7 protein-coding genes and 1 pseudogene are annotated in these 13,419 nt (G+C 68.0%); 4 read left to right on the top strand and 4 right to left on the bottom strand.

The features are described from left to right. Positions 1–420: 420 nt before the first annotated feature. Both OHA05_RS33390 and OHA05_RS33385 read right to left on the bottom strand, forming a co-directional pair. Positions 421–554 (bottom strand): annotated as a pseudogene (locus tag OHA05_RS33390) (transposase); the annotation flags it as partial. A 68-nt stretch (positions 555–622) separates the two neighbouring features. Next, complete coding sequence (locus OHA05_RS33385; protein ID WP_328862609.1) at positions 623–1,675, bottom strand: LacI family DNA-binding transcriptional regulator; 1,053 nt, start codon at positions 1,673–1,675, stop codon at positions 623–625. Between the two features lie 821 nt (positions 1,676–2,496). Here OHA05_RS33385 and OHA05_RS33380 point away from each other — a divergent pair. The 4 genes from OHA05_RS33380 to metX all read left to right on the top strand — a co-directional run bounded on the left by OHA05_RS33380 (position 2,497) and on the right by metX (position 6,732). Beyond that, positions 2,497–3,414, top strand: coding sequence for a nitroreductase/quinone reductase family protein (locus OHA05_RS33380; protein ID WP_328862608.1), 918 nt, complete (start codon positions 2,497–2,499; stop codon positions 3,412–3,414). Positions 3,415–3,636: 222 nt separating this feature from the next. Continuing rightward, a complete protein-coding gene (locus OHA05_RS33375) occupies positions 3,637–4,125 on the top strand; it encodes a beta-class carbonic anhydrase (protein ID WP_328863501.1) in 489 nt (162 codons plus the stop codon). Positions 4,126–4,225: 100 nt separating this feature from the next. Continuing rightward, complete coding sequence (locus tag OHA05_RS33370) at positions 4,226–5,584, top strand: bifunctional o-acetylhomoserine/o-acetylserine sulfhydrylase (protein ID WP_328862607.1); 1,359 nt, start codon at positions 4,226–4,228, stop codon at positions 5,582–5,584. Further along, positions 5,581–6,732: a homoserine O-acetyltransferase MetX gene (gene metX / locus OHA05_RS33365; RefSeq protein ID WP_328863500.1), complete on the top strand. Its 1,152-nt coding sequence runs from the start codon at positions 5,581–5,583 to the stop codon at positions 6,730–6,732. The genes OHA05_RS33370 and metX overlap by 4 nt, the downstream gene beginning before the upstream one ends. Positions 6,733–6,782: 50 nt before the next feature. Here metX and OHA05_RS33360 read toward each other — a convergent pair whose 3' ends face one another. Both OHA05_RS33360 and OHA05_RS33355 read right to left on the bottom strand, forming a co-directional pair. Beyond that, complete coding sequence (locus tag OHA05_RS33360) at positions 6,783–8,441, bottom strand: hypothetical protein (protein WP_328862606.1); 1,659 nt, start codon at positions 8,439–8,441, stop codon at positions 6,783–6,785. Between the two features lie 2 nt (positions 8,442–8,443). After that, positions 8,444–13,192 carry a hypothetical protein gene (locus OHA05_RS33355; protein ID WP_328862605.1) on the bottom strand — a complete coding sequence of 1,583 codons (4,749 nt, stop codon included), beginning with the start codon at positions 13,190–13,192 and terminating at the stop codon, positions 8,444–8,446. Positions 13,193–13,419: the final 227 nt, after the last annotated feature.

The following is a 13,419-nucleotide window of genomic DNA, read 5'->3' as shown; positions in this document are numbered from 1 at the left end:
CGACGGACGTGTAAGTACAGCAATAGACGGACCACCGGCCGATTGATCCCGACAGGGGAGCACGGCTGACCGCGGCGGCAGGATAGAAACATCTCGGCTTCCGGTTTTGAAAGGTTGCGGAATGAATGCTCTCACCGCTCTCGCGTCAGCCGCTTTCGGCTCCTCCCTGTATCTCACGACTTTCTCGGCTGTGAGCTGGTTGAACCAGATGCCCTCGCGTATCAGAATCGCCGGCCTGGTGGTAACCGTCATGGTTATGTGCGCAGTTATCGGGATGATCGCGTTCGCGAGCCTGAGCGTCACGATCGGGTTCATCGTGGGTGCCGGCATGACACCGCCCGTACACCGGTGTATCCTGCAACGACGCAGCCCCGTCGCCAGTTCCTGACCTTTCGGCGAACTCGAACCCTGGGGAACCGGCAACTGCTGCCAGACGCCTGCCTCGTTCCAGTCCCGCAGCCGCCGCCAGCACGTCATCCCGGGCGGAAGCCCAACTCCTGCGGCAGGTACTCCCCTGGGAAGCCGGTGTGCAGCCCGAACAGGGTGCCGCGCAGCACCTGCCAGGCCTTAAGCCGACACCGCACGTGCAAGCGGCTTCCACCTTGAGCTTCCCAACAGACGCTCAGGCCGACTCGCGTACCACCAGGGCCGGATGGAAGATCACCGACGGCGGGCGCAGTCCCGGCTCGTTGATCTGCCGCAGCAGCAGCCTGGCCATCTCGGACGACATCTCCTCCACCGGCTGACGCACGGTCGTCAGCGGAGGGTCACAGGCCAGGGCGGCGTTGCTGTCGTCGAAACCGACGACAGCAACGTCCTGCGGCACCCTGCGGCCTTCCCGCGCGAGCACCGGCAGCGCGCCGAGCGCCATCAGGTCGGAGGCGACGAAGACACCGTCGAGGTCGGGCCGACCGGCCAGGAGCTGTTTCATCGCGGCGGCTCCTCCCGCATGGGTGAAGTCGCCCTCGACACAGGCGACATCGTCGATGCCGTGCAGCGCCATCGCGCCGAGAAACCCGTCGAGACGCTCCTGTGCGGCCGGCATGTCCTGCGGGCCCGTCACGGTGCCGATCCGCCGGCGGCCGAGCCCCACCAAGTGGTCGGCGGCCAGCTGGACGCCCGCGCGCTGGTCCACCTCGACATAGGTGACGCCGGTGAGATGCGCACGCCGCCCCGCGTGAACGGCGGGCAGCCGTGTCTCGGTGATCATCTGCGGCAACGGGTCCGCGCCGTGGGCGGAGACGAGCACCACGCCGTCGACATGCCCCTGCCGCAGATAGGACAGCAACTGGCCGCGGGAGACCTCGTCGTCCACCAGCATGAGCATCATCTGCACCCCGGCCGGGCGCAGCACGTCCAGCAGTCCGCCGACCACCCGCCCGAAGTAGGGGTCCGTGAACATCCGGCCGATGAACGGGGTGGCGACGGACCGCTGTTCCTGCTCGGAGACCACGAGGGCTATGGAGTCGGTACGCCGGGTCACCAGCGACCGGGCGGCGCGGTTGGGTACGTAGTGGGTGGCGGCGATGGCCTCCTCGACGATCTGCCGGAGCGCAGGATCCACCGTCGTCGCACCGTTGATCACACGGGAAACGGTGGCCCGGGAGACACCGGCCACCCGGGCCACGTCCTCGAGGGTCACGGGACGTGTGGACTGGGGCACGTCGGCAGTCATGACCTCTTTATACCGGCAGGTACCGGCGGTGCGGCGGCCTGTTTCCCCGATGGTTGCGCCTGACACCTAACGCAGCGAGGACCGAAGTCCTTCGCATGCCGTGCACCGCGTGCACATCGCTGCGGTGCAGCCCTATCCGGTTCAACAGCGGCAGTGAGTTGTCCGAACAACACGCTCTCCCGACTGCGCGCGAAGGAACTTCCTTGACCGGCGGTGCAGAGAGCGCTCTCCCGCAGACGCTGGAGAACGCTCCCCGAGCTGTCAAGGAGCTGTCAAGGCTTAGCGCGAGAGCGAGTTGAGGCCCGACAGCGCGCTCAGGCCGGCGTTGACAGACTCGCGCGGGGCTGGTTGTAATGACCGGCGTGACGCGCGGCGTCGGCCACAGAGCAGTGGGCCGGCCGGCGATCGGGCGATCACCGTGCATCGAAGGGTCCCGCCATGAGTTCACACTCCGCGACCTGCGTCTGACCTGAGCGTCCCCGCGCACCCATCGGCGGTTGCGCGCCACGCTCTCCTCATGCGCCCTGTTCATCTCGTTCTGCCGCATCCGTAGGTCATCCGTACGCAGCCGTGCCGCGGTCCGTGCGCAGCCTCGGCCGGTCCTGCCGCCATCGCCCCGAGTCCCGGGGTGCGTGGTGCACGGCTGCCGGGCCGCGTGACCCGGTCCCGTGCCCGGCAGCACCCGCGATGTCCGGCGGCACCCGGCCGTCCCAGGTCACAACCGCCCCCTCGCCCTCCCTCGCCGTCCGCCGGCGATCCCCTGGGCGATCCCTCGGCGTCATCGAGCGCCGTCACTCACCGTTCAGGAGTATCGAGACCGTATGTCCACGTCCTCCCACCAGCACGTCATCGAGGAGTTCCGAGCCGGCCGGGGAAAGGTCGGCGGCCCCTTCGAGGGCGGTGATCTCCTTCTGCTGACGACGACCGGCGCGCAGTCCGGCAAGGAGCACACCACACCCCTCGGCTATGTGCGCAACGGCGATCTGCTGTTGATCGTCGCGTCCAACCTCGGAGCCTCCCGGCACCCCGACTGGTACCGCAACCTGCTCGCCCACCCCCTCGTCCAGGTGGAGATCGGCACCGAGTCCTTCGAAGCCGTCGCGGTACCCGCCGAAGGGGCCCGCCGTGACCGGTTGTTCGAGAGTGTCGTCGCGGTGTCACCCGGCTATGCCGACTACCAGGCCCTCACGACCCGGACGCTGCCGGTCGTGGTACTCGAACGCACCGAGCCGGAGGAGCAGCCGCGGCCGATCAACACCCTGGCCGACAAACTCCTGGAGGTCCACACCTGGCTGCGCTCCCAGCTGCGCCACGTACGGGCCGAGGCCGACGCGCACCTCGCCGCGCGCGCGGCGCGGGGGCCCGGTGCGACTGCGGCACCCGGGCTCGGATTCCAGATCCGGCAGCACTGTCTGGCGTTCTGCGAGACCCTGACGTTCCATCACACCAGCGAGGACGCGCACATCTTCCCCGCCATCGCGCACTACCACCCGGACCTGGTGCCCGTGCTCGACCGACTCCGCCAGGAGCACGGGGCCGTGGCCCGGATCAAGGACGAACTGGCGGCGCTGCTGGCCGACATCGGCGCCGCCGATCCGCGGCAGTTCCTTGCCGAACTGGACCGGATGACGGTCGAACTGACGGCGCATCTCGACTACGAGGAGCAGTGGCTGCTGCCCGTGCTGGCGGAGGTCCCGTTCCCGCCGGGTCCGCCCCCGGGTGCGGGTCCCGCCGAGTAGCACCTGAGGTGTGAACGGGCGGGCGGCGGATGTGGTGATTCGCCGCCCGCCCCGCCCACGCATGCCCCTCGGTTCGCACGGGCCCCCGATTCACACAACCGTGGAACATTGCCGCTTCATTGCAGCCCTGTGGCCATGTCGGGCCGCCCCTTCCCCGTTCGATTTTCCGGTCGTTACGTTGCCGAAGACCGCACCGGAGAAGGCGAGTTCACCATGCCGGAGATCTCAGCGACCGACGAATACCTGACCAACAACCAGGCCTATGCCGCATCGTTCAGCGGGCCCCTTCCCCTCCCGCCCTCGCGGCAGGTCGCCGTGGTCGCGTGCATGGACGCGCGGCTGAACGTGTACGCGATCCTGGGCCTCGACGACGGCGAGGCGCACGTCATCCGCAATGCCGGCGGTGTGGTGACGGACGACGAGATCCGCTCGCTGGCCATCAGCCAACGCCTCCTCGGCACCCGCGAGATCATTCTCATTCACCACACCGATTGCGGGATGCTCACGTTCACCGACGACGGATTCAAGGCACAGATCGAGAAAGAGACCGGAATCAAGCCGCCCTGGTCCGCGGAGTCCTTCTCCGATCTCGAGGATGACGTCCGGCAGTCGATCCGCCGCATTTCCGCGAGCCCTTTCGTGCCGCACACCGATTCCGTCCGGGGGTTCGTGTTCGACGTGGCCACCGGACACCTCGCGGAAGTCGCCTGACCACCTCGGGCATCCGTCACGGCACGCCCCCGGGCCCCGGCCGCACCACCGCTTCCCACCCTGCCTGCCCCTGCCTCCGCCTCCGTACGAAGAGAGAGCCATGAGCCAGCCGATCGACTCCGTCACCGCCGGACACACCCCTGACGGCACAGCCCCCGATCCCGCATCCCGCTGGTCGTTCGAGACCCGGCAGATCCACGCGGGGACGGCGCCCGATCCCGTCACCGGCGCCCGCGCGGTGCCGATCTACCAGACGAGCTCCTTCGTCTTCCGCGACACCCAGCACGCCGCCGACCTGTTCTCGTTGGCCGAACCGGGCAACATCTACACCCGCATCCACAACCCCACCCAGGACGCCTTCGAGCAGCGTGTGGCCGCGCTGGAGGGCGGAGTCGCCGCGGTGGCACTCGCGTCCGGGCAGGCGGCCGAGACCCTCGCGATCCTGACGCTGGCGAGCGCCGGCGACCACATCGTCTCCAGCGCCTCTCTCTACGGGGGCACGTACAACCTCTTCCGGCACACGCTGCCGAAGTTCGGGATCGAGGTCTCCTTCGTCGACGACCCGGACGACGTGGAGGCATGGCGCGCCGCGGTCCGGCCCAACACCAAGGCGCTGTTCGCGGAGACGCTCGGCAATCCGCGCGGCAACGTGCTCGACGTCCGGGCCGTCGCGGACACCGCGCACGAGGCCGGGGTACCGCTCATCGTGGACAACACCGTGCCGACCCCGTTCCTGCTGCGGCCGATCGAGCACGGCGCCGATGTCGTGGTGCACTCGGCGACGAAGTTCCTCGGCGGCCACGGCACCACCATCGGCGGTGTCGTGGTAGACGGCGGCACCTTCGACTTCGGTGCCCACGCCGAACGCTTCCCGGACTTCAACGAGCCCGACCCCAGCTACCACGGTCTGCGCTACTGGCCCGCTCTCGGCCCCAGCGCCTTCGCGGTCAAGCTCCGGGTGCAACTGCTCCGCGACCTCGGCCCCGCCATCTCGCCGCACTCGTCCTTCCTGCTCCTCCAGGGCGTGGAGACGCTCAGTCTCCGCATCGAACGGCACTCGGCCAACGCACAGGCGCTGGCGGAGTGGCTGGAGCAGCGTGACGAGGTGGCGGCGGTCCACTACCCGGGCCTGCCGTCGAGCCGTTGGTACGAGGCCGCGCAGCGCTATCTGCCCCGGGGCTCGGGCGCCGTCCTCTCCTTCGAACTGCGCGACGGCGTGGCGGCGGGGAGGAAGTTCGTCGACGCGGTCGAGCTGTTCAGCCATCTCGCGAACATCGGGGACGTCCGCAGCCTGATCATCCATCCCGCGTCCACGACCCACAGCCAGCTCGACGCCGACCAGCTCGCGGCCACGGGAGCGTCCCCGGGCCTCGTGCGGCTCTCGGTCGGTATCGAGAACATCGCCGACCTGAAGGCCGATCTCGAAGCGGGGTTCCGAGCGGCCAAGGAGGCCTCCTGACCGCGGAGGCCGCGGCGACCGTCCCTCTCCTGCCGGCCACGGGGGCCTGGCAGGAGGGGGACGCGCCGGGCCGGCGCCGATGGGCGGTGCTGGAGAAGCCGTTGCCCCTGGAGGCCGGCGGTGCGCTGCCCGGCGTACGCCTGGCGTACGAGACCTGGGGCCGGCTCGCCCCGGATGCCTCCAACGCCGTGCTCGTCCTGCACGCGCTGACCGGCGACAGTCACGTCAGCGGTCCCGTGGAGCCCGGCCACCCGACACCCGGCTGGTGGGACGGCCTGATCGGCCCCGGCAGCGCGGTGGACACCGACCGCTGGTTCGTCGTCGCCCCGAATGTGCTCGGCGGCTGCCAGGGCAGTACGGGCCCCTCCTCACGCCGCGCGGACGGCAGGCGCTGGGGCGGCAGCTTCCCCTTCCTCACCCAGCGGGACCAGGTCTCGGCCGAGGCATGCCTGGCCGACCTGCTGGGGATCGACCGCTGGGCGGCGGTGATCGGCGGGTCGATGGGCGGCATGCGCGCGCTGGAGTGGGCGGTGTCGCGTCCGGATCGCACGGAGTCCCTGCTGCTGCTCGCCTGCCCGCCCTTCGCGAGCGCCGAACAGATCGCCTGGGCCGACATCCAGCTCCGCGCCATCCGTTCGGATCCGCACTGGCGCAACGGCGACTACCACGACGCGGTAGACGGCCGTGGCCCGCACTCCGGCCTCGGCCTCGCTCGCCGGCTGGCCCATGTCACCTACCGCAGCGAGCCCGAACTCGACGCACGCTTCGGCCGAGCCGCCCAGGGCGACGAACAGCCCTGGCGGGGTGGCCGGTACCAGGTGGAGTCCTACCTCGACCATCACGCGGCCAAGCTGGTCCGCCGTTTCGACGCCGGGAGCTATGTGACGCTCACCGAATCGATGAACAGCCACGACATCGGCCGGGGACGTGGGGGCACGGCCGCGGCGCTGGCCCGCGTGCGGGCCCGGACGCTGGTCGCCGGTGTCGACTCCGACCGGCTGTACCCACCGCACCAGCAGGCGGAGCTGGCGGCCGGCATTCCGCATGCGGATCGTTTGCGGAGGATCGAATCGCCGTACGGACATGACGGGTTCCTGATCGAGACGGGACAGGTCGGGGCGCTGGTACGGGAGTTGCTCGACGCCTGAGGGGCTGTCCCGTAGTCCCCGGCGGCACACGACGACAGCTAGGGCAACGGCTACAGCGACGCCAGAAGCATTCGTGTCGCGGACTTCAGCTGATCGTGGGCACCCACCAGTCCGAGAGCCCGCTTCGGGGCAGGGAGGTCTTGGTGACAGGCCGAGCGGAGCAGGTAGTCGGCGAGGACGAGATGCCACTCCCAACGGTGCTGCTCCCACTCGACGGCAGCCGGGCAGAGCGTAGGCACACAACTCGTGACCCAGGACAGCGCCACCAATGACGATGTCGTGCCCTCGTCGTCCGTCGTCGCGGGCTCAATCGGTTCACAAGCGCCCATGCGCCGTAGAAGTTCCCGCCAGTCCTCGAACCGCGTGAAGAACAAGGACTCCACGCCAGCGTCCACCGAGCGCATCAGGACATCCACGGCGAAGCGTGCGGCATCGGTCGCCCAGTGTGCGCGTCCGAACTCACTGGTGTCGATCAGGACGGGGGTGGGGTGATGCCCCCGGCAGATCAGCACATTGCCCCCGTGCAGATCGCCGTGTGCGTAGGTGGTGAACGTGGGCTGCGACAGTCGGCTCATCGGTACGCCCAGCGGTCTGGCCTCGCGGACGAACGACTCCAGCTCCAGAGTCAGATCGGTCGCATCGGCCATCCGGCCACCCTCTGGGCGCAACAGCGCCGGCGTCAGCAGCGTCAGCGCCTGCAGCACCCTGCTCTGCCGCAAGTGCGAGAAGCGCAACAGCTCGCCGATCGGCTCGTTGCTCTGCAGGTTCTCACGGTGCGCCGCGCCCAGGCCCTCTGTGAACAGTTTGATCAGGACGTCCGACACCTCAGCTGCCAACGGACCTGACTCCAGCCATGCACGAAGAGTCATGACACGGTCCGGAAGCGGCGCACCCAACGCGTACCAGCCGTTGACGGGACCCACCGGACGTTCCGGGTGCTGTCTCACGAGCAGCCGGGCAGGCAGCACCTTGGCCGCGATGGCGCCCTGCTGCGCCTCGCGCATCAAGGTCTGCTCGTCACGGCCGGCCTTGAGGACGTGACGCCGCACCGGCTCCCCCGGTGCTTCGGACGTCACGGAGCAAACCACTGCACCAGACGCTCCTGGCGTCAGGAATCTCACGTTCATGGTCGTCGTCTCTGCGCCCGCGGCCTCGAGCACTCTGCTGTACAGCTGGGACAGCGTCGCCTCACCGACCTCATCGATGATGGACAGCACAGCCGGATCCCTCTGGTCGGCAACGACGTGGACAGTGCGTACCGTGCCGTTGTCCAACAAGTGGCTCTTGACGGCTTTGACGATGGCGGCAGGGCTGTTGTCGCGGGAAAGATTGGTGAATTCGTAGCGGCGGAAGGCATGATGCGCCCCGTTGTGCTTCGCAAGGTCGAAGAGATCAGCCAGGTTCTCCTCGCCGGAGCTCACAGCGAGAATATAGGTCTGCAGAGAACGTTCCTTGGCCTCAGTGATGAGTTCCAGGCCGCGAGCCTCCCTGATGCCGGGGAGATCCTCGCGCAGGAACAGCAGATCGACCAGCACGAAGTCGAACGGCGGTTCAGCCCTCCTGATCAGCTGTTGACCGGCGTCAGGATCGGTCGTGGTCTCCCATCTCACCTCCCAGTCCACCTTTTCGAACTGATTGCCCAGGCGGGTGGTGAACTGCCGTAGGTTCTTGGCCTCGTCATCGACCATCAACGCCCTGATGACCGGCATGGCTAAGCTCCCTCCCACAGCCGCAAGGTCAAGATCGTCTCGAATGTCCAGGGTTCGCCTGTAAGAGGCCGACCGGTCAATGACGCCTCAAAGGGCCTCAGTTTTGCGTTGAGAGCACGCAGCCCTTGTCCCGGGACGGAACGGGGGCGCGTTCCGGTGTTACGCAGAACGACCTGCACGTTGCCGGGCTCAGGAAGTTCGTACGACACCCCTATGCGGCATTCGGCTCCTGGAATGCGATGACGCTCGGTGTTCTCCAGCACATGCTCAACGGCTTCGTCCAGTAAGGCAGAAGGGCAGAAGACTTCGCACCCCTGCCCTGAATCGACCCGGGCCGGTGGTACGTCGGATTCCGCTCCGTGCGAATCCAGGATCATCGCGATCCTGGGTTGCAGGAGAGTGGGGGCCGTCGACACGAGATCGACGACATGCGCCCTCTTGCCGGTCCTGGGCAGATGAGTCGCCAGGAACATCCGATACCACCAGTCGATGCGGTCGAGGAACTCGAACCGCATGCTCTGCCAATCCTGATCATCCGGAAGCCGTGGCCCGCGAAGCAGGCGGTCGAGTCGCTCGGTCACCTCGCTGAGCGCACCGATCCCGTTCTGGAGAAGCCGCATCAGACGCTCGTGCTCCAGTCTCCCGAGACGGTCGTACACGTACTCGCCGGCGAGAATGTGATGCAGAGCGGGGAGGCACACGAGGGCCCGCTCGGCGAGGTGACGTGTGCAGCTTTCCCAGTCGGAGCGCGCGTCGAGCACTGCCTGCTCGGTGGGCGCGGCGTCCTCGAGGTCTTCGACGCACACCCGCACCCGCAGCAGCCCCGCGTCCAGCCGATGCCGAACAACCGCATGCCCCAGATCCTCGCGAAGGCGCTCCCATGCCTTCTGGGCATCGTCAGGTTTGGGGCTCGCCTTGTGATCGGCGATGGTGATCAGTTCCTGGACGACATGGAGGTAGTCGTCGGCGAGTGCCGGGGCACGCGCATCCCGATGCTTGCCCAGATTCGTCCGGCAGCGGAGCAGACTCTTGCGCAGCCGCACCACATCGATCGGCGAATCGTTCGGCGGCCGCCTGAGCAGTCGATAGCACTCCAGCAGCATCTGATCGACGAGGACCGGCTCATCCAACGCAAGGGCCAGCAGGTCGGGCAGAACCTCCGTCAGTTGCTGCGGTGTGGTCGCGGCCAGCACCATCAGCGCCTGGACGCGCAGCCAGGGCGAGACGTTGACCGCTTTGCTCAGCCCGGCTACACAGATACGCGCCAGCAGCTCACGCGCGACGGTGAAGCGCAATGGAGGCAGTTTGAGCCACTGTTGCTCCGCGGCAAGCAGTCGTATCAGGTTGTCTCTCGTGAATTCCCCTGTTCCCGGCCGGTCCAACAGGCTGCTGAGACGGTCGACGACGAGCTGGCGGCTGGCGGTGTCACGCAGCCCCCGGCGGAGAAGACTGCGCCACCGGATGTAGTCGATCACGTCGTCGGAGCCGACCGGCACGGTGAAAAGATCTGCGGCAGCACTGCTGAAGACCTCTTCACGCCTTCTCGGGCGCAGCAGGTCGTACACCCGCTCGGCGTGCCGGCGAAGACGCCCGGGGGCGGCACTGTCGTCCTGCACACGCACCCTGGTCGCGCAGATGGCGCAGTCGTGCGGGGACTCTCCGGGAATGCTGCTGGTGCTGACGAAGCGCACCAGCGCCGGCACAGGGGCACCACCGTCCGGCGGAGCCACCGCCCGCAGCGTGCGCAGCGCGGCCGCCTCCTGGTCGTCCAGGCGATCGAGCAGCACCACTGCAACGACGGCACTGGCACCACTGGCTGCTGCCAGCCGGATCATCTGGCTCAGGGTCGTGCCGGTGGTCGCGCGGCCGTCGACCACGACCACCGTTTGTCCCTGCGCGTCGTGTTGCGTGGCAGTCGGGAAGATCCAACGATTCCCCGCAACGCCTCGCGGCACGGCCACCAAAGGACCGACCGGGGCGCCCAGTTCACTCAGTCGAGTGTGTACCGCTTCGGGGAGGCGGCTGTCGTAGATGTCGTCCGGTGTTCCGGCGTACCACAGCTGCAGCCCTCCGCTCACACCGGAGTTGCCGTCGTCGCTGAGGTTGATCGAATCCAGCGCCTCACGCAGAACGTCGAGGACGGTGTCCGTGATCCTTGTGCCGATCTCGGGATGCCTCAGCGCACGGTCCAGGTGCAGCATGGCGCTCGAATGCGACCGCGGGCCGGCCACGTGGCCGAGCGACAGGGTGTCAGGGGCCTGAGTACACCACTCGAGGAATTCCGTCTCGGTGACCCGAGGGGCCTCGACACGGGAGGGGATCACCGGGTGGCGAAGGATGGGATCGATGTCCACGAGGTCGGCACTGAGGCTGTCACCGGTTGGTGCCGTCCGTCCGTCCGCTCCGTAGATGTCGATGACCACGTCGGTGAGCGACACCACCGGAATGCTTCTGTTCAACAGCTCGATGTGGCGGCGAACGGGACGAGCGTCGACGACGCAGGCAATGACCGCTGGTTCCGCGTTGGCCCCCGCAATCGCGGCGGCCGCTCGTCGAGCCGTGTTCTCCGTGGACAGCAGGTCGGTGATCAGCACCACCCGCTCACCCACGGGTATGCGTTCGCTGGGATGCAGTCCGTCCAGGTCGAGCTCGCCGGGCATCGCATGGTGCCGACCACCGAGCGACAGACATTCGCTCAGTCGCGCTGCGAGCAGGCGAGGAGCCGCCGACACATGCGCCACGACCGTCGGAAGGTCGGGTTCTCCTCGCGAACGAAGCACCGCTTCGACCTTGCGTGCCAGGACGAAAGCGCCGGTCTCCACGCCGATCGTGCCGGCCAGCAACTGGCCGGAGTCGACCCACCTGCTGGTGATGCGCAGGCCCGGAGTGCGGAACAGTCCGAGGGCGGTTCCGACACCTTCTCCTCCTTCGCCGATGGCAGCCGCCAACTCGACGTGCACTGCTCGGTCAAGAGTGCGGAGAACGCTCAGAGGTGAGAGGCCCAGGGTCAGCTGTCCCCCGTTCACGCGGAACAATTGCCGGTGTTCATCCAGGGCTTGCCACAATCCGTCTCCGGGGGCGCCACCGGCCGCCGTCCACTGCCGAACGGCCGCCTCGATGGGCACCACTCCGCCGGCACGGCTCAGACCCGCAAGCACCGCGCGCAGCGCCTTCGATCCTCCGTACCAGATCGGCGGGCCGTAACACCCGTGCACGAGGACCGGCCTGGGGGACACTCCCGTTGTCGTACTGCTCTCCTCGGCATGCAGACCACTGACGCTGAGATCCAGGATCCTCCGGTCGGCATCGGGAAAGAGCACGGCAACAGCGGTGACATCGGCCAGGGCGCTCGCTGCGCCGAGAGCCGAACTCAGCGCGTTCTGCCGTGCGCTGTGACTCAGGTAGCGACTGTCCCGTAGAGACATCGACACCACGACACCACCGCCCACCGGATCGGCGGCTGCGGCTCGTGCTGCTTCTACAAGAGTCGTCCGGTCGGGTTCCCCCAGCCCCGCAACAGGATCGAAGACGCATCGCACCCAGCGCAGGGGCGGCCCGGCGACAGCCTCCGGCTGATCGACCCATGCGACCGGAGCCCGGTGCGCCTTGGGGTCCGTGAGGATGTGGATCTCGTGCAGCGTCCCAGGGGCACGGCCCAGGGCATGCTGGGTGAATCGTGCCCCGTCCGTCGTCTCACCGTAGACGTATCCCGCGGCCCCGTCAGAGGTCCGGACCACAACACTGCCACCGTAGCTCTGGACGAGGTGCGACACCCGCCACAGCCCGTTGTGCCCAGGACGCGGAGAGTGCGGGACCCCGTCAGCATCATCGGGGGCGCCGGAACCGTGCCCGAATGCGCGGAAGACCGTGTCCTCCGTTCGTCTGGCGCGATGACCGAACGGATGCTCCACGGCCGCGGCACCATGGCGCGTGCTGTCCTGATGCAATCGGGCCACCAGCCCGATTCCCGAGTCCCCCACGACCAGTCGCAGGACCTGACTGCTCGTTGCCGTTGCGTACTGAGCGAGGTCACCGGAGGAGGGAGGTGCGTCGTCGTGCCGCCGGGCATACGTCCTCGAGTCGAGGAGGACCGCGCCCACAAGCGGGTGCGGAGGCCCGCCGGGCAGCCCAGCACCTGCATGCTCGGCCACGTTCTGCACCAACTCGACCAGTACTGTCCGCCCCAACGCGTCCGCATCAGTCTGGGAGAGCCCGAGATCGGGCAGCCGCGTGAGCACAGCCTGGAAGGCATGTGCATCACGCAGTTCCTCTCCGGCGAGCGGAGGCAGCCACTGAAACGGCAGAATGCGGCGGCGTTGGTACGGGGCCTCGTCGGGCCCGGCCTGAGTCCTTTCCGCCGCCACATAATCCGCGCCACCCAGGTCCACGGCCATGGTCGCATCGTCCACCTGGACCACGCCGTTCCGCCAATGATCGGGGCGCAGCGCGGCCACGAACCCGACCTGCAGCATGAACCCTCTGGCGTCTCCCCGTGCCCGCGCCTGACGGGTCAACTGCCGGTGCGCGTCGTCCGATGCCTCCTCCTCGGACATGCCCAGCGTCGCCTCTCCCCCGTCACCCGCGACTTCGGCTGTGGGAAGAGTGACCCGTACCTGCAGTCCGTCGCGAACGGCTGCGTCGATCAGCAGAAGCGCCCTGGCCAGAGCGGCCAGGTCGGCGAACTCGACGCGTGCGAAATCCAGATGCAGCCCCTCTTCCACAACCTTGCGGGACCAGGTTCCGTCGGCCATCAAGGGTGCGCGGCGCGGTAGCACCTTCTCCCACACCGAGGGGGTGAGTCTGGGAGGGAATCGAAGTCTGGCCATGGGCAACCCTCCCGAAGCGGCGCACTGCCTTGCTCGCAGTCTTCCTGCCCAGCAGGACCCGGAAATATTGCAGGCTTTCGGACCAGCGAGACGAATGCCATCATCAGCAGCACAACGCCAACTCCTTTGTCAGCAAGGGCATTACGGAGGCT

The sequence above is a fragment of the Streptomyces sp. NBC_00306 genome, assembly GCF_036169555.1.
GTDB lineage: Bacteria > Actinomycetota > Actinomycetes > Streptomycetales > Streptomycetaceae > Streptomyces > Streptomyces achmelvichensis.
This window is presented reverse-complemented; position numbering and strand designations above follow the sequence as displayed.

Excerpts from the sequence above, each read along its gene's own strand:
- OHA05_RS33385 (WP_328862609.1), bottom strand. The coding sequence starts at position 1,675 with ATGACTGCCGACGTGCCCCAGTCCACACGTCCCGTGACCCTCGAGGAC.
- OHA05_RS33380 (WP_328862608.1), top strand. The coding sequence starts at position 2,497 with ATGTCCACGTCCTCCCACCAGCACGTCATCGAGGAGTTCCGAGCCGGC.
- OHA05_RS33370 (WP_328862607.1), top strand. The coding sequence starts at position 4,226 with ATGAGCCAGCCGATCGACTCCGTCACCGCCGGACACACCCCTGACGGC.
- OHA05_RS33360 (WP_328862606.1), bottom strand. The coding sequence starts at position 8,441 with ATGCCGGTCATCAGGGCGTTGATGGTCGATGACGAGGCCAAGAACCTA.
- OHA05_RS33355 (WP_328862605.1), bottom strand. The coding sequence starts at position 13,192 with ATGGCCGACGGAACCTGGTCCCGCAAGGTTGTGGAAGAGGGGCTGCAT.